General features: G+C 62.8%; 20 protein-coding genes. 4 read left to right on the plus strand and 16 right to left on the minus strand.

The window, feature by feature from the left end; all coding sequences use genetic code 11:
* Nucleotides 1–249: 249 nt before the first annotated feature.
* The 7 genes from Tam10B_RS06535 to Tam10B_RS06565 form a co-directional block, all read right to left on the minus strand.
* Entirely contained in the window at nucleotides 250–1,701 is a 1,452-nt protein-coding gene (locus Tam10B_RS06535; RefSeq protein ID WP_143248581.1) for a hypothetical protein, read from the minus strand.
* Between the two features lie 2 nt (nucleotides 1,702–1,703).
* The gene (locus tag Tam10B_RS06540) at nucleotides 1,704–2,315 is read right to left on the minus strand and encodes a hypothetical protein (protein ID WP_093960454.1); all 612 of its coding nucleotides are present in this window, start codon (nucleotides 2,313–2,315) and stop codon (nucleotides 1,704–1,706) included.
* The gene (locus Tam10B_RS06545) at nucleotides 2,312–2,638 is read right to left on the minus strand and encodes a hypothetical protein (RefSeq protein WP_093960455.1); all 327 of its coding nucleotides are present in this window, start codon (nucleotides 2,636–2,638) and stop codon (nucleotides 2,312–2,314) included. The genes Tam10B_RS06540 and Tam10B_RS06545 overlap by 4 nt, the downstream gene beginning before the upstream one ends.
* A gap of 330 nt (nucleotides 2,639–2,968) precedes the next feature.
* Complete coding sequence (locus tag Tam10B_RS06550) at nucleotides 2,969–3,886, minus strand: hypothetical protein (protein WP_093960456.1); 918 nt, start codon at nucleotides 3,884–3,886, stop codon at nucleotides 2,969–2,971.
* A 350-nt stretch (nucleotides 3,887–4,236) separates the two neighbouring features.
* Nucleotides 4,237–5,379, minus strand: a complete 1,143-nt coding sequence (locus tag Tam10B_RS06555) for a hypothetical protein (protein WP_143248582.1) — start codon at nucleotides 5,377–5,379, stop codon at nucleotides 4,237–4,239.
* A 102-nt stretch (nucleotides 5,380–5,481) separates the two neighbouring features.
* Complete coding sequence (locus Tam10B_RS06560; protein WP_143248583.1) at nucleotides 5,482–6,087, minus strand: hypothetical protein; 606 nt, start codon at nucleotides 6,085–6,087, stop codon at nucleotides 5,482–5,484.
* Nucleotides 6,088–6,193: 106 nt separating this feature from the next.
* Nucleotides 6,194–6,526 (minus strand): hypothetical protein, encoded by a 333-nt coding sequence (locus Tam10B_RS06565; protein WP_143248584.1) that lies wholly within the window; start codon nucleotides 6,524–6,526, stop codon nucleotides 6,194–6,196.
* A 369-nt stretch (nucleotides 6,527–6,895) separates the two neighbouring features.
* Here Tam10B_RS06565 and Tam10B_RS06570 point away from each other — a divergent pair, with 369 nt between their 5' ends.
* Nucleotides 6,896–7,408, plus strand: a complete 513-nt coding sequence (locus Tam10B_RS06570; protein ID WP_093960460.1) for a hypothetical protein — start codon at nucleotides 6,896–6,898, stop codon at nucleotides 7,406–7,408.
* A 248-nt stretch (nucleotides 7,409–7,656) separates the two neighbouring features.
* Here Tam10B_RS06570 and Tam10B_RS06575 read toward each other — a convergent pair whose 3' ends face one another.
* The 9 genes from Tam10B_RS06575 to ychF all read right to left on the minus strand — a co-directional run bounded on the left by Tam10B_RS06575 (nucleotide 7,657) and on the right by ychF (nucleotide 19,853).
* A complete protein-coding gene (locus tag Tam10B_RS06575) occupies nucleotides 7,657–8,814 on the minus strand; it encodes an HNH endonuclease family protein (RefSeq protein WP_093960461.1) in 1,158 nt (385 codons plus the stop codon).
* Nucleotides 8,804–10,042, minus strand: a complete 1,239-nt coding sequence (locus tag Tam10B_RS06580; protein WP_093960462.1) for an adenine-specific methyltransferase EcoRI family protein — start codon at nucleotides 10,040–10,042, stop codon at nucleotides 8,804–8,806. Before Tam10B_RS06580 ends, Tam10B_RS06575 begins: the two co-directional genes overlap by 11 nt.
* A 287-nt stretch (nucleotides 10,043–10,329) precedes the next feature.
* Nucleotides 10,330–12,660 (minus strand): hypothetical protein, encoded by a 2,331-nt coding sequence (locus Tam10B_RS06585; protein ID WP_198947546.1) that lies wholly within the window; start codon nucleotides 12,658–12,660, stop codon nucleotides 10,330–10,332.
* Nucleotides 12,661–12,927: 267 nt separating this feature from the next.
* Nucleotides 12,928–13,860 carry a hypothetical protein gene (locus tag Tam10B_RS06590; RefSeq protein WP_093960464.1) on the minus strand — a complete coding sequence of 311 codons (933 nt, stop codon included), beginning with the start codon at nucleotides 13,858–13,860 and terminating at the stop codon, nucleotides 12,928–12,930.
* A gap of 286 nt (nucleotides 13,861–14,146) precedes the next feature.
* Nucleotides 14,147–14,764, minus strand: a complete 618-nt coding sequence (locus Tam10B_RS06595) for a hypothetical protein (RefSeq protein WP_093960465.1) — start codon at nucleotides 14,762–14,764, stop codon at nucleotides 14,147–14,149.
* Between the two features lie 277 nt (nucleotides 14,765–15,041).
* Complete coding sequence (locus Tam10B_RS06600; protein WP_093960466.1) at nucleotides 15,042–16,169, minus strand: hypothetical protein; 1,128 nt, start codon at nucleotides 16,167–16,169, stop codon at nucleotides 15,042–15,044.
* A 338-nt stretch (nucleotides 16,170–16,507) separates the two neighbouring features.
* Entirely contained in the window at nucleotides 16,508–17,488 is a 981-nt protein-coding gene (locus Tam10B_RS06605) for a hypothetical protein (protein WP_093960467.1), read from the minus strand.
* 313 nt (nucleotides 17,489–17,801) lie between these two features.
* Nucleotides 17,802–18,449, minus strand: coding sequence for a hypothetical protein (locus Tam10B_RS06610; protein WP_143248585.1), 648 nt, complete (start codon nucleotides 18,447–18,449; stop codon nucleotides 17,802–17,804).
* Between the two features lie 309 nt (nucleotides 18,450–18,758).
* Nucleotides 18,759–19,853 carry a redox-regulated ATPase YchF gene (gene ychF, locus Tam10B_RS06615; RefSeq protein WP_093960469.1) on the minus strand — a complete coding sequence of 365 codons (1,095 nt, stop codon included), beginning with the start codon at nucleotides 19,851–19,853 and terminating at the stop codon, nucleotides 18,759–18,761.
* A gap of 439 nt (nucleotides 19,854–20,292) precedes the next feature.
* On the opposite strand from ychF, the gene Tam10B_RS06620 reads away from it, so the two are divergent.
* The 3 genes from Tam10B_RS06620 to Tam10B_RS06630 are packed head-to-tail and all read left to right on the plus strand — an operon-like array spanning nucleotide 20,293 to nucleotide 22,445.
* The gene (locus Tam10B_RS06620) at nucleotides 20,293–20,952 is read left to right on the plus strand and encodes an amino acid ABC transporter permease (protein WP_093960470.1); all 660 of its coding nucleotides are present in this window, start codon (nucleotides 20,293–20,295) and stop codon (nucleotides 20,950–20,952) included.
* Nucleotides 20,933–21,658: an amino acid ABC transporter permease gene (locus Tam10B_RS06625; protein WP_233133627.1), complete on the plus strand. Its 726-nt coding sequence runs from the start codon at nucleotides 20,933–20,935 to the stop codon at nucleotides 21,656–21,658. Before Tam10B_RS06620 ends, Tam10B_RS06625 begins: the two co-directional genes overlap by 20 nt.
* Nucleotides 21,651–22,445: an amino acid ABC transporter ATP-binding protein gene (locus Tam10B_RS06630; RefSeq protein ID WP_093960471.1), complete on the plus strand. Its 795-nt coding sequence runs from the start codon at nucleotides 21,651–21,653 to the stop codon at nucleotides 22,443–22,445. Before Tam10B_RS06625 ends, Tam10B_RS06630 begins: the two co-directional genes overlap by 8 nt.
* The last annotated feature ends 55 nt before the right edge of the window (nucleotides 22,446–22,500 follow it).

Here is a 22,500-nt window from a genome sequence, read left to right on the forward strand (position 1 = left end):
CCAGCGTTGCCGTTACGCCGGGCGCTTACCCCGTCGCGCTGCTCGTTGCCCGTGCTGGTTTAAGACCATCAGCGTTACCCCACGCCCCGCGCGGTCCCCCTCGGTTTGCCGGCCAGCACTCATGGTGCGTGCCCCGGTGATGAAGGATAGGACGGGCGCGGGTGGTCCGGGATTTTCTGTGCTTATGGATAAGCGGAGCGGGGCCGGGTTGTTGTTCCCGTGCCCCGCTCCTCGTGCTTGTAGTTATGGTCACCGCGTTGGTGCGGTGCTGCGTGTGTGCTGTCGCACCGGCCTGAACATAGGCCGTTGTGCTTGTGGTTCCGTCTCGTTGCTCGTGGTGGTCGGTTCCGGTTCCTCGACGCCGGTCCTGAAGATGTCGTCCGTCACCGGTGGTTCCGGTTCGTCGTCCTTCCCGAGCGGCAGTGGATCCGTGGTGGATGCCGGCTCCTCATCGGTGACGTCGGGCAGCGCCGCTGGTGCGGGTTGTGGTTCCACTTCCGGCAGTGGTTCGTTGTGCGTCGCTGTTTCGGGTTTCGTGTCGTGTGGTTCGGGTTCCGGAACCGGCGTTGCATCGTCGGGTTCCTCGTCGGTGGTCCCGTAGTCGAACGGGGTTCCGGCCGCGACGAGTTCGGGTTCCTTGCCGGTCGGGTCAAGCTCGTCGGCCACCGCGAGGAGTTGCTTGTCCTCCTCCGTGAGACCGGCCACCGCGACCCTAGCCGCTGCCGAGTCGGCTGCGCTTGTTGCCTCGTGCTTCTCGTCGTCGGGTTTCGTCAGGTCGAACGGCAGGCTGATGTTGCTGCGCTCCACCTGCTCAGCGACTTTCCGTCCGACCTTCGACGCGGCTTGCGTCGCTGATTGCGCGGCAGCCGCACCGGCCTCGCTGATCGTCTTCCTCAGCTCGTCCGCGTCGAGGTTGTCGAGGTTCGCGCGTTCGAGCGTCGCTTTGCGTTGCTCCTTCGTGCGGTTCACGGTGCGGTGCAGCATGTCCGCTATACCGGTCAACCATTTGCCGTAGAGCCTCGCTACGCCCTTCAGGCCGAGGACGATCTGGCTGTAGTTCTCGCGGAACACGGGTTCACGCCCCGCGTGCTTCAACCACCAGCCGACCCTGTAGAGCACGAGCGCGATGATGGTGCTCGTCGCTTCGAGCACGTAGCCGTACACGAGCTGACCCGTGGTGAGGGCCGCGTTCGTGACTATGCCCGCATTCGTCTCATCGAAGTCGCGCATCATGTACGACGCACCACGCACCGTGTTGTCGCGGTCCCTGACCTTGCCGACGCGCGCACGGTCGAGCAGCGGGGCCTTCTTCTCCCTCCGCTTCCTGCCATGCTTGCCCTTCACGGGTTCCGACGTCGGCTCGTCGCTCGCGTTCTTCACGGGCAGGAACGTGCCTTCGTCTATCTCATCGGCCAGTGCCTCGAACGGATCCGCGGCCCTCGCTGCACGTTCGGCCTCGCGGGCCGCGTCGCGTTCCTCCTTGGCCTTGTTGGACCGGGCCGCAAGCTCGGCCGGTGAGCGCACCTCCGTTACTCCGGTGAGCGGGGCCGGGTCCGCCACGCGCTGTGTCTCGCCGCGCGCGAGTTCGTCAAGCTTCGCGAGCGAGTCGAGGTCGTCATCCGCACCCGACACGTCGAGGCTCGCGTCAATCGGGTACGCGGACTCCCAATCATCCGGCACCGGTGCCATTGCCTTGTCCATCTTCACTTCTCCCCTCCATCATCGTTGTCGTCGGTTTCCTCGGTTCCGCGTCCATGCTTCGCGGGAATCCAGTCGGGGCCGGGTTCCGCGCTGAACGGTTCGTCCTGCGCAAGCTCCTCCAGCTCCTCCGGTGTGTACTCATCCTCCAGCTTCTCCACGAGGTGCATGTTCCGGTACGCGTTCACCGACGCGCGGTACGCGAGCACGAGATCCAGCGGCATGTCGTCCAGCGACGCGCGGTCGAACGGGTCGCGGCCCAGTGCGTCGATGCGCTTATCGATGTACCCGTCAAGCCCGGCCCGGTTCAGCAGCACGGCCGAGTTCACGAACCATGGCACGTAGGATGGGCTGCATGAAACGTAGCCCATCATCGGCTGCGCTTCGAGCGCGTACCCGTGCTGCTCGCTTGCCTCGGCCTCCAGCCCGAAGAGCAGCTGGGCCGCGTTCGACTCGGCAGGGATGTCGAGCTTCACACGGTCGTCGTTGCGCAGCGTCGCTGCCTCGATGTCATCCAGCCGCGACTGCACGAGCGCGTCCTCGATGAGGATGGACACCTCGTCATCGTCATGGCCGTACCCCTCGAACCGGTCACGGTCATCACCAACGCGCTTCATCGGAGCACCTCCGCATCATCATCGGCCGGTACGCGACGACGAATGTCATCCACCAGCGGCTCGAACTTCTCCCTGTCATCGGCCGGCGTTTCGTCATACCCCGCGTTCGCGAGACGGTCCACCGCGTCGCAGAACCAGACGTAATTCCGGTCCCGCACGATAACCGCACCGAACACGCGGTACGCGACGTCGCTCCGGCCCTCCTCACCAAGCAGCCGCAGCACGCGCTCCACGCTTGCCGACTCCGGGTCCCCGGCGAAAACCCTCAGGCCCAGCCCCCTGTAGAAACGGCCGGCATCCACCGGCCCAGCATCAATAGCCATGACGCACACCCCTTCCCGAACAAGGAAGCCGGCAGCCGCGGAACGCGGACCACCAATCCAATGACTCCCCTACTCACTACGTATCTAACCGGCAACGGCCCGAACCCCGACGAAAAAGAACCGGGCCACGAAAAAGAAGAAACACGAACACAGGCAAAAGACAGCAGAGCAACGACACCACGAGCAGAAGCGGCATGAACGGATAAGCAACAGGAACAATAAAGAAACGCGGGCGGCCGGGACGCGCTTAAATCCCGGACCACCCGCGCTGCTTCTTTCCCTTATGCCGGCTCCTTTCCCCTTGCCTGTTCCCGCGTGCGGGGCCGGGCGTCAGCCGAGGAGGCTGAAGACGCTGATGCCCTGCTGCGTCGGTTTCGGTCCGTCCTGCCCGTCATCGAAGCGGCTGCCGCGTGGCGCGGATTCGACGGAGCAGTAGTCGCCCGGGTCGAGCTTGTCGAGCAGGTGCGTGACGAAGAGGTCGGGTTCGATGCTGCCGTCCTTCTTCAGCGCGTCCGTCCCGCGCTTGCGGAGCGCTGCCGCTTCACCGTGCGTGACGACCCCGAAGTGTTCGAGCGCGGTTACCTGCCTGCGGTCCTTCGGGTCGAACATGGAACGGCCGCTCGCGAGGCCGGCCACGATGCGGATGTCATCCAGCGTGACGCCGCCGCGCTTCTTCCCGTTCAGCGGCGCGTGCTGGCTCAGCTCGTCAAGGGCCTCGCTGGTGACCTGCGGGTTCGGGTCACTGAGTATCCTGCGCTGAAGCGGTGTCGCGGCAAGCTCACCGATCTTCTCGTCGTAGCGGACGCGCGGCCACTCGTCCATGCAGTCGCGGGCGATGCGGGTGCGGGCCTGCTCCAGCGGGCTGTCATCCACCGGCTCCGGGTTCCTCGCGATGAGGTCGCACCAGTAGTAGAACTCCTTCCACTCGGCCTCGGTCCACGGCCTCCAACCCGCATTGCAGCCGTGCCAGTCACCGCCCGGCTCACGCTTGATTTCCACGAACTTCCTCCGAGGGCCACCCAACATGCCGGTGGTCAGGATGTCATCCACGATGCGGGGCAGAGCGTCAAGCTCATCATCCTCCGTCACCGGCTCCCCGTCATCGTCCATGTCCAGCTGCTCGTACCCGGCGGCCTTGAGAGCCTCCTCGTCATCATCGTCACGGTCGGAATAAACCCCGTAACCGTAACCATCCTCGAGGTCCCCGTCAAACATGGCCTCGTCGTCCCGAACGTCATTCTCGAACATCTGTTCCCCTTACCTTGGTTCGCTTGACCGGCCCCCCCCTGACCGGTTCTCACTACTTATCTAACCGGCCGGATCGCGTTTCCGGCCCGAAAACGAGGAAACCCGGAAAATAATCCGAAAAATTTTCCCGCGCATGCCCCCACACACGAACGAGCACGCAGCACAACACGACCCGATACCCGGAACACACACGAACAAGGAACCGTCAAGGAGAAAAGGAAAACGGAAAGCCGCGCGGGTGGTCCGGGATTTTAATGGATGCCCCCGCCCCTCCGCGTTGTTTTCCTTCCTCCCCTTCTCGCGTGCTTGCCCCGCGTCTTGCGGTGTTGTTGCGTTTCCTTGTCCGGTGTTCAGCAGGAGCGTGCGGCTTCGCGGATGATGCGAGCGGGGTCGGGTTCGTCGTGGTAGTCCTCGATGATGAGTTCCGCTGGTTCGTTGGTCCTGCGGCCCTGGTTCGCGGCCGCGATGCGGATGATGAGCGATGCCGTGCCGTGCGGGTCGGGCATGCTGGAGGTGAGCGCGTCGCTCGCGTTCATCGCTTCCGCTCGTCCGTTCTCCTGCGCATGGTCCACCGGGTACCGGTGACCGCTGATTATCTTCTCGGCCTGTGATTCGATGATGGCCATTCGTGCGCGGCTCCATGGCCGGCCACCACGCGCGGCTTCCCTGGTGATGTTGTCCACCGCGATGCCGCTCTCCGCTGGGTCGGCTCCGGTCATACGACCATCGAGCTGGCACGCGGCGAAGCTGATGATGTTGCCGCTCACCGGGGATGGTTCCCATTCACGTCGCATCCCGCGGTACCAGTGCGGCTGCCTGTCGCGCGGCTGGTCCTCATACTCGATGCCCATGAGGATACGCTCTGCCCAGCCGGTCTGCTGCTCGTTGACCGTGGCCCTTGCCATTCTCCTCGCGGCACCGCCAGGCCGGTTCACGATGACACCTATCGCGTCGCGTTTCGATTCGAGGACGCGCACTCCGGCTCGTTCGAGCGGTTCCACGAGCCGCACGAGCCGGTCGTCGGGTTCGGCCATCAGCATCGCCTGGTTCACGACGTCGGTGGTGCGTCGAGCGGCTTCAGCGTCCCACGCGGGCGTCGGCTCGTTGTAGAACATGGCACGGCAGCGGCCGTCGAGGAACGCTAGCCTTGCCTGAGCGGGGCCAGTCAGCGAGCCGTAGCCGTGAGCGTCGAGCATGAGGAGGTCGAGCGCGAGGTTATCCCTCGTGTCGGAGACCCTGCGCGGGTCCTTCCCTTGGTTATAAGCGCGGAGCATCACCTCGTATGCGCGGGCAAGCCCGGCCGGGTCCCAATCACCACCGGTCTCGAAACGGTCGGACAAGTCGCTCCAGGCGCTGCACGCGTCGAGCACGGGACCGGTGTAGTCCCTAACGTGGTCCACTGATTCACCAAGCCCCTCCATGAGGCTGTCGCGGATCACGTCACCGTGCCTCACCACCGCTCCGCGCGCGTCACCGACGATACGGTCGCTCATCTGGACCACCAACCTTTGCCTTGACGGGATGTAACGCTACCGCATATCCCATTTCCATGGTCGGAGGATGTTCCGCTGAGCCGCGGACCGGCGACGCCGGGGTCAGCCGTTCAGTTCAGCGAACGGGTCGAACCCGTCATCATCCGGTTCGTCATCCAGCGCGGCGAGCCGCTCGTCCGTGTCGAACTTGATGCGCAGCGAGGTGATGATGGAATGCAGGTACGACTCGATGAGGTCCCGCTTGGCATTCGCGTCGAGGCCGTTCTGGATGTGGTTCTCCTGCGCGGGCATGGTCCGGTTCTGCGCGGATGCCAGCTCGGCAATCCCCCACATGAGCACCGACCCGTCATCACTCGACGCGGGTTCGTCGGTGACCGCACCGTTGCGGCTCGTGCGTGTGAGCGCTTGGATGAGGAGCGCGGCCGGTCCCTTCAATCCGGTGGCCGACCCGGCCAGTTCCTCGACGCTCGACGGCTCCGCTCGTAGCGCTGCCGCGATGGCCGACTCGGCCGCGTCACGGGTCAATGGTTCACCATGAGACTCGCAGTACGCGCATAGCTCATCCACCTGGTCCGTGAGCCGGCCGGTCGCTACCGATAACCGGTGCAGCTCGGTATCCGGCATGGCCGTGCTGAACGGCATCCAATCCCCCGGCTTATCCCAAGCGACGCGGTTCGCGTCCCTGCTCGTAGTGATTTCCCCAACCATGCGTGCCCCCTCGCAACAAAAAGAACGACACCGGCCATCATCGACCGGTCTCCATGAGCGTACCACCGCAACGGAACCGGGGAACGGGGAATCACCGCACGGGCAATCAGCACGGCAGGTCGGAACGGCCATCGTAGTGAAGCATGAGCCTCCTGAAGAACCGGCCGGCAGTACGCACCTGACCCGCGAGCGGCTCCGTGTGGTACTCGCAGTAGATGTGGCCACCCTCCATGATCCACACCTTCCCCGGCAGGGACTCCGGAGCGAAACCCCACTCCGACGCGAGGACGCGCAGTTCATCGACGCTCAGCCACGAGCGCGGACCATCACCGAAGTCCACCCAATCCGAACCATCCAGCTCCAGACGCACCAGACCCGCAACGTCCCACGGAACCCGACCAACATCGAACCGACACCCCGGACGACGAGCCACTGCCATGACGCACCTCCAACGAATCGAACACCCGTTCTATCGAACGTATGTACTAATCATCCGGCACCACGCGGACACCGACACACCGCAAGGCACGAAACCCGCACCCGGAGCACCACGACCAGCGAGCGCCCGGCGTTAACCGATAATCCCGGACCACCCGCGCTACTTTTTCTTCTCCCTTCGCATCACCGGTAGCCGGTTCTCGGCCATGGGTCCGTGCCCCATCGAGCGGCGGGCGTTGGTTGAATCCCGCACCCTACCCATGCAGCGTTCCCCTTCTTCATCCGTCGCATACCCGCGCTGCGTGAGGTCTGGTTCTGGTGCTTGGCTGGTGGCATGAGTGTTTTCGAGCCGGGTGAGCGTAAGGCAACGATGCTGGGGATGGTTATCGTGGTGCAGCTGCGTAAGTGGGTCGCGTTGCACCGTGACGTTGAGCTGACCGCGAGCGACGTGGATGAGCTGATCTCGATCGTGGATGACGCGGATGACTCGCTGGGGATGCTGGATACGCTCCGCGTTGCGGCTGAGGAGGCCGGCACGCGAGCCGGTTCGGGACTCGCGCTCCTCCTGACGCACGCGGACCCCGCGGATAAGCCGTTCGAGGTGCGCGGGGAACTCGCGGATGATGATGCCGGTTCCCTCGCCGCGGGGTTCTACTCGCGTTTGAACGCTGCGATGAATGGTTACGACGGGACCGTGGAGCGCGATGCCATACGCGTGCACCTCACCGGTGAGGACGGTGAAGCGTATGGTCGCGAGGTGCTCCTCACCGTGCTTCAGGACATAGCCGACCTCGCGTATGCGCAGCAGCAGATGGAGCAGCAGGGCCGCATGCGCAGTGCCGGTGATAAGGGCACATGGACCGGGGACGAGGCAAGCAAGTAACCACGCTTGAGACCCCGCACCGGCGGCGCTCTGAATAAGGGACGAGGAGTGCGCGGGTGGTCCGGGATTTTCCGTTGACCAATATGCCGCATAATCAGCGAGCGCCCGGCGTTAACCGATAGTCCCGGACCACCCGCGTTACTTTTCTTTTCCTTTGCGTTTGTGGAGCGGGTAAGGGGAAGCCCCAACGGTCGTTCGTGTCCGTCGGGGCTTCGTTCTTGCTGGTGCTTTGTGCTTGTAGCGTGTGGTTAGTCGAGCTTGTCGAGGAACCAGCCCGCGTCCTTCTCGCTGGCTGCGGTTTTTGCGCTTTTCTTGAGGTTGCAGTCCACGCAGAGCATCTGGCAGTTGTCGGGTACGGTTTTGCCTCCCATGGACCATGGGATGATGTGGTCGCCGGCCATCTTGTTGAATTCGAACTCCTCACCGCACATGTTGCACTTGTGGTGCTGCTTCTCGTAGGCCGCGAGTTGTGTGGAGCGGTCGAACGCGCGGATGGAGAGGTCCCGGAGGTTGCCGGTGAGGACGAACGGGTAGATGCCGCTCTTGCGGGTCACGTCCTCGTCACCCATGAGTTTCTGGATGATGCGTTCGAGCTTCTTGGGGTCGAGGTCGGTCCGGTCCTTGTTCTCGTTGTAGTAGATGCCCCAGGGCTGGCCCTTCATTTCCTTCCGGGTCTTGGGGAAGATGGCCTGGATCCAGTCGATGATGCTGCGGAAGTAGTTCCAGAGCGCCACCGCGTTCGCGTCGTACTGGTGCTGGGCCATGTACTGCTCGATGGTGATGCCGTCCTTCTTCGCGGCCCAGCTGATTGCGGTCTGGAGGTACTCCTGTCGGATAGCGTCACCCTTCAGGTAGTCGCCCGCGATCTGGTACGCGGGGCCTTGCGTCTTGCTGAAGTAGCGTTTAGCGTCGCTGACCCACGGACCGGCGTACACCGCGTTGCGCAGCTCCTGGTCGGTGAGCTGCTCGCCCGCGATGTTGATGATCTTGAACCAGTCGAGCTTCTCACTGTCCGTGCCGTCGCACACGTACACGAACAGCTCGTAGTCGAGTATCTTGTTCTTCAGGTCCTCGGGCAGGTTATCGAAGAACCGGTCATCGACGCTGAAGCTGCCGTCCACGTACTCGCAGAGGCTGATGGTGCGCTGCTGGCCGTCCAGCACCTCGTAGGTCTCCTCGTCATCCTCGTTCTTGCCGGTCTTGCACCAGTACATGACGTTCAGCGGCAGCCCCTTGAGGACGGTTCGGATAACCTCGTCGCGCTGCTTGTCCTTGTACACGAACTCGCGCTGGTACGGGGGCCGGATGTCAAGCCGGTCATGGTAGCCGCGCACACCCTCCTCGTCATCATTGAAGTAGTCGTCCACCACTTCACGGACGGTGACCTTGCGTTGCTCAATCTGCATTATCGACTCCTTCGTCCTTGCCATTGGTCTTACTCGCGAAGCAGTCGAACGAGCCGCGCGGGTTCTTATTGCGAATAAGGATGCGAGCGTAAATCTGCACGTAGTACTTGTCATCCACGATGTAGTAGGTCTTCCCGGCCGGAGCCTCGGGGACCCGCAGGGAGGGGCCGTCGTTCAGTTTGGTAACGAGGGACCGCTTGCCGTTCTTATCAACCTGCGTCTGCTTGTCGTACTTTTTGCTCGCTGCCCCGAACCACGTTTTCGTGATGCCCAGAATCTCGAACTGGTCCGGGCTGTACTTATCGAGGAACGTGATGGGAACACCCATCACTCCTGCGTAGTCCTCCGGAATATCCTTTGTCACGCTCACATCTATAGCGTCGTAGTTGTCATAGCACGGGTAATCTTCCTCATTACCCGAGTAACGCTTCACGAGAATCATCTCCTCATGACGCTTCTTAATGTCAAGGTTCGTGAACCAGGAGATGTTCCCCATGGACCTCCACTTTTGACCGTCCTCGTCCTCCCAGTAACGCGTCGAACGAGGCTCGTAGTAGTCGGGGACCCTAAAGGCCATGTCTCCGTTGTTATTGCCCAGCCACATGCGGTTATCCTTCAGTAGCGGGAAGATTTCCTTATAGGTAATCGCGTTCTGGTTACCTATGATGATGAACTTCTTGTCATGCTCCATGAGTTGGGCCACGTACTCGCGGAACAATGAGAATGGTGGGTTCGTCACCACGATGTCGGCCTCATCCAGCAGCGCGACGCATTCCTTCGACCTGAAGTCACCGTTCCCCTCAAGCTCGGTGAGCTGGTTCTCCCCGTTCTCGAAGAGCTTCTTCACATCCACCATGTCGATGCCACCGTCACCGGTAGCGTCATGCACCGTGGTCACCACGGCCTTGTAGGGCTTGTTCCGTTCGGTCTCGTCGTGCTTCGAATCAGCGTCGATCACGTCGAAGAGCGAGAGCTGCTGGTTCGCGATTGGGGAACCCGTGTAGCACGTGGCGATGAGTTTCTTCAGTTTGAGCTTGTTGAAGTTCAGCACGAAGAACTTGAAGAAGTTGCTCTCGAACGGGTCATCGCAGTTGCACAGAACCGTCTTGCCCTTGAAGTGCCTGCGGTAGTAGCGCATCTCCTTCTCGATGTCCGTGGACTGGGTATAGAACTCATCCTCCTTCGCTTTCACCGCTGCCGTCAACGCGCTATTGCTATTACCGGCCATCAGGCACTCCTCCATCACTCACGAACCCGCACGGATCAATTGTCTTAATCCTAACAAGGAACACCAGAACCGGGATAACCCGACATACCCCGGAACCGCAGGAACAAGCCAAAAGGGACCACCACCGGGAACCAGGCACCGGCGACGCTGAAGAAGGAAAGAAAAACGAGCGCGGGTGGTCCGGGATTTAATCGTTAATCCCGGACCACCCGCGCCCGCGTTCTTTTCCTTTCCTCTCCTTGCCGTTGGTCGTCCCGCATTGGGCCGGAGCAGCAGGGCTGGTGGTGTTACTTGATGTACTCGTACTTGCGGAGGACGGGCGCTATCTCCGTGTTGTAGTAGTCGCGGAGCAGTGGTTTGAGGGCCTTCATTGCGGAGTGGACCGGCACGTTGTTGTAGATGGTCTTGCCGGTGATGGGGTCCTTGCGGCTCGTGTCTATCTCCGTGCCGATCTGGTAGACTCCGTAGGTGATGGCCGGGTCGTACTCGCGCGTTGCTTTGGCCGCTTCGAGGAGCTGGTCCCATTGGAGCAGGAGCGCTGCCTCGTCCGGGCCGGTCTGGAGCCTGGCAATGTCCGTGGCCGCTATGGTGGGGCCGTTCGTGGTGTCGAGGGTCAGCTCGTTGCGGTACTCCTCACCGTCGCTGCCGGTGAAGGTGACCATGTGGTTCTGCCGTTCGAGGCAGGTGAAGAGGAGGCATTTGAGGAGCCACTGGTCGAGCTTGCCGCTGCGGACGTCCCGCTCGAACTGGTCCTTGCCGTCAGCGCTCTTCATGATGAGGCCGCGTTCCGTCCATCCACGGTTATACGAGATGAAGCGGCTCGCGCAGAACAACGGCAGCTTCTCGAGGTAGTTGTCACGGTGCAGGTAGAACCCGTGCCCGTCGTACCGGCCGGCGGTGAGGAGGCTGGAGTGCAGCTCGGGGTTATCGAACCCGGCACCGTACACGGCCATGTAGCCGAGCAGGTCCTCCCCTTTCGCGGGTTTGCCGCTCGGCTTGCGGCTGGTGGTCTCGTACCCGTTCAGACCGGCAAGCACACCACGCCGGTCGGCCTCGGGTATCGGCCGCTTGTCGTAGTAGTCCGTGACGCGGCTATGCAAGCGCTTCACTTCAAGCGGCACGGCCGGCTTGAGGCAGTCGTTCCGTTCGTCGTAGTCGTACCCGTTGATGGTGAACCCGTCCATGTCGGAATCCTCATTGGACCAGAGGGCCACCATGATGCAAGCGTCGATGTTCGTGTGGAACCAGCGTCGGTTGAACCCGTACCCGTCGATGAACCGCTTGCTGATGAGGTTCTGTGCCTTCCAGTACTTCACCGGCGAGTACACGACGTAGCTGTCCGTGGGCTGACGGAGGTAGTAGTGGAAAGCGGACCAGATGAACGAGTTGCCGAGATCCTGAGCGGCCTGGATGCTGATGTCGGTCCCGCTGATGGCCTTCTTCATCTCCTTCACGACGTAATCGTTCCTCCACGTCGCGGTTCCCGATTTGCCCTTCGACTGGTGGTCCACACTCGTGGCCTCGCTGAACGGTGGGTTCTCGTACATGATGATGGTGCACTTCGGGTCGCGCACGTACCGCATCACCACCTCGTTCTCCAGGTAGGAGCGGCTCATCGCGTTCGCTCCACGGACGTTCCCGCCGGCCACGAACACGCTGCGGCTCGCGACGGGAGGGATGATGGCCCGCGTCCTCGCACCGAGCAGCTCCACCAGCACCTTGTACTCGTAGAACTCGATGGTGGAGAGCACGCAGTGACTCAGCTCCTCGTCCGTCATCCCCTTCTCGAGGTTCCCCGTGCCGGCGCACCGGTCGATGATGACGTAATCGTTCCCCTCCGGGACCCGCTTAATGGCCTCGCGCAGAAGCTCCAGCGACTTGTCCGCGTAGCACTTCGGGGTGTAAAACGCACCGAGGTTCTTCTTGCTCAGGTCATCGTTCAGCTTGTCCATGAGGTACTGGAACTCCACGTTCGTGGGTCCCTCGTAGGGGTAGATGTAATCCCTGAACGTGTCCGGGTTCCGTATCTCACCCTCGTCACCGAGGAACGCGTCCTTACGCGCGGCGGGGTTCAGCCGGTAGTACTCGCGGCCCCAACCCACGATGCAGTTCGCGTCAAGATGGATGCGCTCATAATCGTTCGTGCGCATCACGTCGATGAGACGCTGACGGTCAAGGTCGCTCGACCCGTAGTCCAGCCTTTCCCGGAACGGCCCGGCCACGAAACCATCATTGTTCTTCGACGCGGCACCCGAGTACACCCGCTCCACAAGCTCCATGTACCGCTTCGACCCGTACACGTAAGCCACCTCAGCGATGAGGTCGATAAGGATGATGTTCGCGGGCACCGGCCGGCCCTTCAAACGCTCCGCGGACAGGTACTTCACACACTGGGAAACCACCACGTTCAAATCCGGGATGCTCAGCTTGAACTCCAGCAGGTTCCCGCGAACCACACCATCCGTGTTGTCCCGCAGCACATCATCCACAGTCAAACCGGAATCCACCGAACCAAGGAACAAACCGTAGAACGCGATCTGACCACTACGCTCATCCGCGAAACCGGAAATCAAACGACCCGGCCCCGCGACCACCGGCGCAACACCACCAACAGGCATCACAAACCCCCTCACAAACGAACGGAAAACACGAGCCGAAAGGCCCGAACCGCGAGGGGCATATCCCAACAAGAACGGCAGGAAACCAACGAAACAAACACAAAACGCAACGCGACAAGCAACAAGAAAAAACAAGAAGCAAAGCACATGAATGGAAAAAGAGAAGAACATAATAAACTAGCGCGGGTGGTCCGGGATTTTACCAGCGCCGGGCGCGGGCTTACGCGTCTATTATTCATCGTCGGCTTGTACCGGCCGTGGGGCTGGTCATGCCTCAGGGTATTGCTTGAGCGTTTCCCGCGCGGTTCTGCGTACCCGTTCCGTGGGGTCGTTCGTGAGCTGCTTGATGCGTTCTCGGCTGAGGCCGCCGCTGCGGATCGCGGCTTCGCGCAGCCCGGACTGCGGGTCATCCCATTCATCCCATAGCTGCATGCCGGTTCCAGGCCAGATTCTGGTTTCGAGGAGCCTGCGGAACCAGTACTCGGTCGGGTCGGGTTCCGTGGTGCCGTACTCGCGGCTTGCCTTGTCCAGCTGTCTTTTGTTGAACCACCCCTCGCTGATGCAGCGTATGCCGGCCATGGTCCGTACCGCGTCGGATTCGTCGTGCTCGGCCATCCATATACCCTGATACGGCTTCAGGTTCGGGTTCGCAGCGAACGCGTACCTGACCATGGGGTCCCGGTCGTGGATGGGGGTCGGGTCACCGGCGTCGCTTCTGACGGCCATCGCCTGCCTGACCATCTCGCTGGGGTCGTTGAGGAGCCGCGACTGCTGGTCGTTGTCGAGGCCGGGGGTGGATGCGACGAGCATGCGCACCTCCTCGTCCGGGTTGTCTATCTGCCGGAGGACGTCATCGTGCGGCAGGAGGCCGTTCCTGATGCACAAGGCCATCACCATGCCGCTGCGTTGCGCGAGGCCGCGCACGTAATCCAACGGCAGGCCGGGGCCGATGTTCATGAGGTACGAGTCCCACGCGTCACGGTGCGATTTCGCGTACCCGTGCTCGTCAAGGTAGTCCTCCATCTCTATCTCGAGCGGCAGGTCCGGCTCCTCGTTCTCTGCCGTGAGTTCGGCAATGAGCCGGTCCTCGTAAGCGTCATTGGCCGCGTCGAGGCTATCGTAATGGCCCCCGTAGCGGCATGGCCTGACCGTGGCCGTGCAGCGTTTCGGTCCATCCGGAGTCAAATGGTAACGAGCCAAGGTGCACTCCAATCATCGAAGGGGAACGGGGAAGCGCTTCAACGCTTCACCACGGCATATCCATGCACGGAGCCGGTGCCGGTGAGCATCACGCACGGGGCCGGCCGGGTCAGCTTTGGATAACGCAAAAAACACATGGTTATCGGTTTGCTTTTTTGCAAAACCCTATAAACATGGCCGCCGCGCGGGGACCGGACGCAGAGCCGGTGACGGCAGCGAAGAAACGAGGAGGGGCACCGGCCGGCCATTCCAAGCCGGTCGATGCCCCTTCATCGGTAAGACACCGTCACTTGCCGTGCTTCACGGCAGGAGCAGGTGCAGGAGCAGCATGCGCGGGAGCGGAAGCAGAAGCAGGTGCCGGTGCGTGGATCTCACGCACGAAGATGGCCGAGAAATCGGCCTCAAGCAGGCACGCGAGGTTCCGCTTCGCGGTGGGGCCGGCGGCGAGGAGCGGCGCGAGATCCATGTGCGCCCGGCCCGTGGAGATACCCGCCTGGCGTCCACGCAGCCGCGCGGCGATACGCACCACGCGCGTGTTCTCCAGACCCTCACCATCATTGCCGGAGAAGTAATCCGCGACGGTGTTGATGACCTTCACCTCGGCAAGCTCGGGGTGAGCGAACCGCACCTCGTCGGTGGCCTCGCGCAGGGCCGCGAGCCTCGCGTCCACGTCAAGCACAACGTTATCGAAACGGTCCATCGCGTCAACGGCCTCCGGGTACGAGCGAAGCACCTGCGCGGCCTCCGGGGCCAGCAGACCATCGGCACCGAACAGACGCACCACGGACGCGTTCAGCTCATCCCAACCAAGATTGGGCTGCTGGAGCCGCGCAAGGGCAAGCACCTCATCACGCAGCGAATGGACCTCGGACAGCACGTCCGGGCTGGAGACATCGAAATACATAGCTAATCCCCTCTCAAACAGGAATGAATGAAACCCAACGACGCGGGGCGACCAAAACCCCGGACGACCCGGAACCAACCCCATCGTCACCACGCGCATATCCCGGCAGGAACGGCACGGGCGCGGACGGTACGGGACCAATGATTAAATCCCGGACCACCCGCGCCCGCTTGTTTGCCTTCTTTTTCTTGCCCGTGACATGCCGTGGTTGGTTTCCACGGTGTCCGTCGCCGGGCGTGTGCCGCGCATCGGTCATGCGTGTAACGGGTACCGAGCGTCATCGTTGCCCGTGGAGGGGCACGGTGCGCTTGACGCCGGTGGTGGTTTGGCTGAGAGCCGGTGCCGGGTTCGGCTCCGTGGCCAGCGGCACGAGGTCGCGGAACGGCTCGATGGGGATGCCCTTGTACCTATAGGCCCCTTCCCTCCTGCGATAGAACAGGTAATCGTGGTTGATGCCATTCACGGTCTGGTACGTGAGGAACCAGTCGGCATCGGCCTTGGCCATGGCATTGACGGTACGCTCCACCAGCCCCTCGCCGCCGGGCGTGATGAACCGCTGGGTGCTGTTCATCGCGTTCTCCACGAACGCGCGGTACGTGGCCTCGTCATCGTCCCGCGCGGGTTTCGCGTACTTCTTGTTGCGGATCACCTCGCGGCTCATCCCGCGCAGCTCCTCCAGTCCGATGGGACGCAGCGGCCATTCGGGACGGCTGCTCGACTCCGCGATGAAGCGGAGGAGCACCTGCGGGATGACGTGGTTCTCACCCTCACCGCTCATGCAGTTGCACATGAGCAGCTCGACGGCATCATAGACATCCCCGTCCATCGAGTAGCAGCCGCTGTAGTAAGCGCGACGCTCCCTCATCAGCCTGACGCTCAGGGACCCGTCACGCGTGAGGTCGCGGCCGGCTTTCGCGTAGACGTCCATCACGAACGCGGGGGCGTCGGAATCATCGAGGGCCGACGGCAGCTCCAGGTCCGCGTCGAGGAGATGGAGCATGAGCGAGCACCGCTTACGCAGCATGTGACCGACGACCTCACCGAACGAGTACGCGTGAAGCGTCCCGTCCCGCTTGTTGCAGGCCAGCGCGTACCGCCTCTCCTCGTCCGTGAGTTCGGGGAAGAGCGGGTCCTCGCTCAGCTGGGGCAGGAGCGAGATCGGCATGGCATCCACGTCATCCCCATAGAACGGAGGGTCATCCTCATCGGGAACCCGCGACGCGTGCTCGCTGACCCAACGCTCGGTCTCCTCCTCGCTGCCGAAGTGCCAGCGGTCATCCCCGAACGGGCAGTCATCCCCGGCATGGCAAGGCTCGGGCACCAGCAAAAACCGCGCAACGGCATTCTCGTCATCCGAGAACCGCAAATGCCAACGGGAACCGGCAGCGGAATCAATCCCAACCATTACTCATCACCTTTCCAACAAGACCGCTCCAACGCGGCCATAACAAGGAACCAACCACCAACGGCAAGCCCCACGCGGACATCCCCGGCCCGCGCACTAGAAACACTAAGGCCACTTTCGCAGTCCCGACGAACGGGTTTCAGGGAATTTTTTCCCAAGGCCGCGAAACGGCCCGACGCCCGGCGCGAACCCGATGACCGGCGACGATGCGCGCTGGGAATGATGAAAGAAACGAACGCGGGTGGGAACGGGATTTAATCGTTAATCCCGTTCCCACCCGCGCCCGCGTGCTTGTCCTTCTTCTCCTTTCCCCTGACTGGTGCTTCGCGTCTGGTGCGTCAGGCACGTTCGAGGTCGAAGACCTGCATGGTGCCTCCGGTCCAGTCACAGGTCTGCATCATGATGGGGGTCACCACTGCCGTGCCTCCGCTGACGACGGTCCTGCGGTTCTTCACGCGGTAGTCCACTCCACCGATGCGGATGACGTCACCGACATTCACGTCGAGCATCCACGCGCCGCCCTCGTTGTTGTGTACCGCGAAGTCTATCCAGGTACCCATGCCCCACGGGTCGGGGAAGTTCACCTGCACGAGACCGCCCTGGTCGATGGCCCACTGGCAGTCAGCGGGCTGGTTCCCGTTGCAGGTCCGAGCGATGCCGTGGTCAACGGGGCCGCTCGGTGCCGGGGCCGGTGCCGGAGCGGCCTGTGCTTGGTTCTGCGCCGGTGCCGGTGCGGCCTGAGCCTGAGCCTGCTGAGCGGCCGCCTGCCGCTGGGCCTGTGCCTGCCGAGCGGCTTCCGCTTCCTTCTCGCGCGCGGCCTGCTCCTCGGCTGCCTTCCTGGCCGCAGCCTCCTGCTCGGCCTTGACCCTGGCGGCCTCCTCCGCGACGCGCTGCTCCTCGGCACGCTTCGCGGCCTCCTCGCGGTTGTGCTTGTCGCGCACGGCCTGCGCTATACGCTTCTCGCAAGCGGCCGCGTCGTGGATGCTCATACCGTCGTGCAGGCAGTCCGGCACCTCCTCATCCGTGAGCGTCGTTCCCGTCTCACGCTCGGCACGCTCACGCGCGGACTCCACGACGAGCTTCGCACGCTGCCCCTCCGTGGTCTCACGCGCGGCCCCCATGCGCTGGTCCTGCTGAACGCTGGTCTGAGCGGCCACCGGCTCATCGGCCGCGTTGGCCATGACGGGCACGAACCCCGCGACGCGCAGCATCGAGGCAGCAAGCACCGAAGCGACGACGAACGACGCAGCGGACGCGATGCGGAACCCCTCAACCGCGTTCCCACGAGCCGCGTGCGCTCCCCTACGATTCCCAACCATGATTCATTCCCTTCAATCACCGGGCCGCCCCCGCGACCCGTTCCTTGGTTTGCATCATGTATCTAACCGGCAAAACCCCGCGGAACGGCCCGATCGAGGGGAAAACCAGAAAAAACCGGGATTTTTCCCAAAAAAGAAGAAGAACCACGCACGGGCCGACGACCACGGCCGGGACCCGTTACCGATGATGGTGAAGAGATGAGTAAACGAACGCGGGTGGTCCGGGATTTAATCATTAGTCCCGGACCACCCGCGCTGCTTTTTGCTTCTTCTTGTGTTGTCGCCTGTGCTTGTCTTTCATGACCGTGCGAGGTCATTTGCCGGTGACGTCCGTGATTGTGTCGGTCGCGGGCCGGTAGTCGTACCGGTACTGTGCTCCCGCGTTGTCGGTGATGGTGATGTGGATGACGGCCTGCCTGTTCCAGTGGAGCGCCGGGTTTCCGGTGAGGACCAGCCTCGCGTCGTCCGTGGTCTGGCCGGCCGCGAGCACGGGGTCGTTGCCCCTGAGCTCCTCCTTGCCGGAGTCGTGCCTGTAGCCGGTGGTGACGGTCGTTCCGTCGCTGCTGACGGCCTCGACGCTCATCACGTCGCTGAAGAGCGCGTCACGGTCCCCTGTGTTCCTCCATGAGCATCGGATGACGGTGAGGAGCCGCGGCTCGTGCTGGCTTTCCGCGTATGCCTCGTCGGTGCTGGCCTTCGTGCAGTCGAGCGCGTTGCCCTTCCCGTCCTGCTTCGCGGATACGGCCGGTGCCGTCACCGTGACGGTGCCGCTCCGGGTTCCATGCCCCGCGTCGGTGCCGCGCGTCGCGACGCTCACCGCGAGGAGGATGACGAGGAGCACCGCGAGCACGACCGTCAGGCCGCGCAGCACGCGCGCCCGTCGTCGGAGCCTCGCTGCCCTGTCGGCCACCGGCACCGTCTGTGCCTCGCTGTTTCGTCCATCCGCTTTGGGTCCGGCCATGCCCATCGGTGCCTCCTGCCTCGTCGCGAGCGGGGGCCGCTCCCCCGCTTCCTCGTCGGGGCATATCCGGGCACCACGGGCCGGCAGTGGTCCGTCTAATTCCTCGCAAAGTTCGCAAATTCGCAAAAAGCCCGCCGCGCATGGTGCGCGACGGGCCAAGAACGGCTCTATTCCGCGGTTTCGGAGGGGTTCGCAAACTTCGCAAAGTTCGCAAAAATCCTCGCAAAACATGTTAGAATCGGGATGTTCGCAAGGACGTTCGCAAAATCGAAAACCCCCGAGAAACGTTGGAACGACGCGGTTTTCGGGTCACTTGGAGACGTTGAACTTGAACTCGACGATGTCGCCGTCCTGCATCACGTAGTCACGGCCCTCCTGGCGGAGCTTGCCCTGCTCCTTGATCTCGGCCATGGAACCGTTGGCGGCCACGAAGTCGTCGTAGGAGACGATGTCGGCCTTGATGAAGCCCTTCTCGAAGTCGGTGTGGATCACGCCGGCGGCCTGCGGGGCGGTGAAGCCCTTGTGGATCTGCCAGGCGCGCACCTCCTTCACACCGGCGGTGAGGAAGGTCTGCAGTCCGAGGATGTCGAAGCCCACGCGGGCCAGCTGATCCAGACCGGACTCATCCAGTCCGGCGTCCTCAAGCATCTCGCGGGCGTCGGCTTCGTCGAGCTCGGTGAGGTCGGCCTCGAACTGGGCGTTGAGGAACACGGCCGGGGCCGGAGCCACGGATGCGGCCAGACGGGACTGCAGATCCTTGTTCTGCAGCTCGTCGTCGTCCACGTTGAACACGTAGATGAACGGCTTGGCGGTCATGAGGTGCAGATCGTAGACGCTGTCCTTGTCGAAGCGGCCCTCGCGGGCGGCCTTGTCGAGCGTCTCGCCGGCCTCGAGGATGGTCTTGGCCTGCTTGACGGCCTCGAAGTACTCGGGCTCGATCTTCTTGCCGCGCAGATCCTTCTCCAGCTTGGGCAGCGCGTTCTCGATGGTCTGCAGATCGGCGAGGATCAGCTCTGTGTTGATGGTGTCGATGTCGTCGGCCGGGTCGACCTTGCCGTTGACGTGCACGATGTCGTCGTCCTCGAAGGCGCGCACGACCTCGCAGATCGCGTCGGCCTCGCGGATGTTGGCGAGGAACTTGTTGCCCAGGCCCTCACCCTCGGAGGCACCCTTGACGATGCCGGCGATGTCGACGAACGTGACGGTGGCGGGCACGATCTTCTCGGTGTTCACGAGCTTGGCGAGCACGGGCAGACGCTTGTCCGGCAGCGGCACGACGCCGGTGTTCGGCTCGATGGTGGCGAACGGGTAGTTCTCGGCCAGCACGTTGTTGCGGGTCAGCGCGTTGAACATGGTGGACTTGCCGACGTTCGGCAGTCCGACGATTCCAATAGTAAGAGACATGGCTTCCAGTCTAAGGCCAACGCAGACAACGACTCCCGTTATCCCAACGAGGTATAATCAGGCAATCGCGACACACCAAAGTTTGGTTATAGGTATTATTGATTTGCTGATAGCACGTCATAACCACCATGCATAACGACTGGAGGAACCTCCATGCCTCGGATGTCTCGCAGAGACATGCCCCACATGCCGGAACGCCACTGTTCACAACGAAAAACAGACCTCGGCGCCATCGCATAGCACCGCTCGTCAAAGGTTTGATCCCGCTCGTCGCCCCATGCCGGTACCTCCGAACGACCATCGTCCGAGCCTATGGGCGTGCATGACGACGGAGAAAAAACCGTATTGTATTCACAGACGTTTCCGAGAGAAAACCCATGCAAATATTTTCGATTCCACACACGCCGCATGCGCGTTCACATGAGAGAGGAGGCATGCGATGAGCTGGGAGATCATCCAGCAGAGCCTGCCTCTGTTTGAGAAGGCATTCATCCTCACCCTGAAGCTGTCCGCCATCGCCGTCATCCTGGCCACGCTGCTCGGCCTTGTGGTGGCGCTCGCCCGCGACAGCCGCATCCCCGTGATCTCGCAGATCTGCGCCACGTTCGAGGAGCTGCTGCGCAACACCCCGTTGCTGATCCAGCTGTTCTTCCTCTACTACGGTCTGCCGTCCATCGGCCTGAAGCTCAGCGCCGAAACCTGCGCGATCATCGGATCCTCGCTGCTTGGCGCGGCCTACATGTCCGGCGCGTTCCGCGGCGGCTTCGGCGGCATCCCGAAGATCCAGCTCGAATCTGCCAGGGCGCTGGGCCTGTCGCCGTGGCAGATGATCCAGCACATCATCCTGCCGCAGGGCCTTGTGCGCAGCGTTCCCGCAGTGGCGGCTAACGCGATCTTCCTGGTCAAGGAGACCTCGGTGTTCACGGTGATCGCCGTGCCCGAGCTGACGAACACGGCACGTGATCTGATCGGCATGTACTACCGCACCGACGAATACCTGCTCGTGCTGGTGATCGCCTACGCGATCATCCTCGTCCCGATGTCCATCATCCTCACGCTTCTGGAAAGGAGGGTCCGTCGTGGCACCTTCGGCGATTGATCAGGCCCTCGTCCTCGCGGCGCAGCCCGGTTGGACGGTCATCTTCACGGGAGACAACCTCACCCGCCTGCTCGGAGGCCTGTGGACGTCGGTCAGCGTGGCCGGACTCGCATTGATCTTCGGCATTCCGCTGGGCATCGTGCTCGGCGCGCTGCGCATCATGCACAACCCGGTGCTGCGTGCGGTGCTGCGACTCTACCTCGAGTTCTTCCGCATCATCCCCACGCTGGTGATTCTGTTCCTCTTCTACTACATCCTGCCGCGCGAGATGGGCGTGCAGGTGGACGGCGAGACCATCGCCGTGGTGGCGTTCGGCCTGTGGGTGGCGGCCGAGATCAGCGACGTCGTGCGCGGCGCCCTGATCTCCGTGCCCTCGCATCAGGTGGACGCCGGCAAGGCGCTGGGCATGAACGGACTGCAGCTGCTGTGGTACGTGCGTCTGCCCCAGTCGGTCAACCTCATGATCCCGGCGACCATCAACCTCGCGGCCCGCGTGATCATGACCACATCCCTGCTGCTGCTGATCAGCGTGATCGACGTGATCACCGTCGGCCAGCAGATCATGGAGGCGAACCGCATGAGCCACCCGGACTCCGCGTTCTGGGTCTACGGATTCGTGTTCCTGCTGTATTTCATCGTGTGCTGGCCTCTGGCGAGGATCGCCCAGGCCCTGGAGAAGCGCGCCAAGGAGCGTAACAATGGCTGAACTTTCCGAAAACGTCCCCACCACCGCCGACGAGACCCCGCTGCTGTCCGTCAAGCATCTGCGTAAGGCCTACGGCGATCACGAGGTGCTCAAGGACATCAGCTTCGATGTGCCGCGCGGCAAGGTGTTCGTGCTGCTGGGGCCTTCCGGCTCCGGCAAGTCCACGCTCATCCGCTGCCTGAACGGCCTGGAGACCATTCAGGGCGGCACGATCGAGTTCAAGGGCAAGCCCGTCAGCGGCGCCGAGAAGGAGTGGCGCAAGCTGCGCACCGAGATCGGCATGGTGTTCCAGAGCTACGATCTGTTCCCCAACCTCACCGTGGCGCAGAACATCCTGCTTGGCCCGACCAAGGTGCAGAAGCGCGCCAAGTCCGAGGTGGAGCCGCAGATGGACCGCCTGCTCGCCGATGTGCAGCTGAGCGAATACCGCGACGCCTACCCGCGTGAGCTGTCCGGTGGCCAGAAGCAGCGTATCGCCATCGTGCGCGCGCTGACCATGAACCCCGAGCTCATGCTGTTTGACGAGGTGACCGCCTCGCTCGACCCGGAGATGGTGCGCGAGGTGCTCGAGCTCATGCTGCGTCTGGCCAAGGAGCACATGACGATGATCGTGGTGACCCACGAGATGGAGTTCGCCCGCCGCGTGGCCGACACCGTGCTGTTCCTTGAGAACGGCGTGATCCTGGAGCGCCAGTCCGGAGAGGACTTCTTCACGCATCCGGCCACCGACCGCGCCCGCAGCTTCCTGGAGAGCATGTCGCCCATCACGGACGAGGAGACCAGATAACGACCGCGCCGGTACGTACACCCCGCGTCCCATATCATTCAAAGTTTTTTGCAAT

Source organism: Bifidobacterium vansinderenii, assembly GCF_002234915.1.
GTDB classification, from domain to species: domain Bacteria; phylum Actinomycetota; class Actinomycetes; order Actinomycetales; family Bifidobacteriaceae; genus Galliscardovia; species Galliscardovia vansinderenii.

Coding starts and splice junctions, on each gene's coding strand:
- Tam10B_RS06535 (WP_143248581.1), bottom strand. CDS start 1,701: ATGGACAAGGCAATGGCACCGGTGCCGGATGATTGGGAGTCCGCGTAC.
- Tam10B_RS06540 (WP_093960454.1), bottom strand. CDS start 2,315: ATGAAGCGCGTTGGTGATGACCGTGACCGGTTCGAGGGGTACGGCCAT.
- Tam10B_RS06545 (WP_093960455.1), bottom strand. CDS start 2,638: ATGGCTATTGATGCTGGGCCGGTGGATGCCGGCCGTTTCTACAGGGGG.
- Tam10B_RS06550 (WP_093960456.1), bottom strand. CDS start 3,886: ATGTTCGAGAATGACGTTCGGGACGACGAGGCCATGTTTGACGGGGAC.
- Tam10B_RS06555 (WP_143248582.1), bottom strand. CDS start 5,379: ATGAGCGACCGTATCGTCGGTGACGCGCGCGGAGCGGTGGTGAGGCAC.
- Tam10B_RS06560 (WP_143248583.1), bottom strand. CDS start 6,087: ATGGTTGGGGAAATCACTACGAGCAGGGACGCGAACCGCGTCGCTTGG.
- Tam10B_RS06565 (WP_143248584.1), bottom strand. CDS start 6,526: ATGGCAGTGGCTCGTCGTCCGGGGTGTCGGTTCGATGTTGGTCGGGTT.
- Tam10B_RS06570 (WP_093960460.1), top strand. CDS start 6,896: ATGCTGGGGATGGTTATCGTGGTGCAGCTGCGTAAGTGGGTCGCGTTG.
- Tam10B_RS06575 (WP_093960461.1), bottom strand. CDS start 8,814: ATGCAGATTGAGCAACGCAAGGTCACCGTCCGTGAAGTGGTGGACGAC.
- Tam10B_RS06580 (WP_093960462.1), bottom strand. CDS start 10,042: ATGGCCGGTAATAGCAATAGCGCGTTGACGGCAGCGGTGAAAGCGAAG.
- Tam10B_RS06585 (WP_198947546.1), bottom strand. CDS start 12,660: ATGCCTGTTGGTGGTGTTGCGCCGGTGGTCGCGGGGCCGGGTCGTTTG.
- Tam10B_RS06595 (WP_093960465.1), bottom strand. CDS start 14,764: ATGTATTTCGATGTCTCCAGCCCGGACGTGCTGTCCGAGGTCCATTCG.
- Tam10B_RS06600 (WP_093960466.1), bottom strand. CDS start 16,169: ATGGTTGGGATTGATTCCGCTGCCGGTTCCCGTTGGCATTTGCGGTTC.
- Tam10B_RS06605 (WP_093960467.1), bottom strand. CDS start 17,488: ATGGTTGGGAATCGTAGGGGAGCGCACGCGGCTCGTGGGAACGCGGTT.
- Tam10B_RS06610 (WP_143248585.1), bottom strand. CDS start 18,449: ATGGCCGGACCCAAAGCGGATGGACGAAACAGCGAGGCACAGACGGTG.
- ychF (WP_093960469.1), bottom strand. CDS start 19,853: ATGTCTCTTACTATTGGAATCGTCGGACTGCCGAACGTCGGCAAGTCC.
- Tam10B_RS06620 (WP_093960470.1), top strand. CDS start 20,293: ATGAGCTGGGAGATCATCCAGCAGAGCCTGCCTCTGTTTGAGAAGGCA.
- Tam10B_RS06630 (WP_093960471.1), top strand. CDS start 21,651: ATGGCTGAACTTTCCGAAAACGTCCCCACCACCGCCGACGAGACCCCG.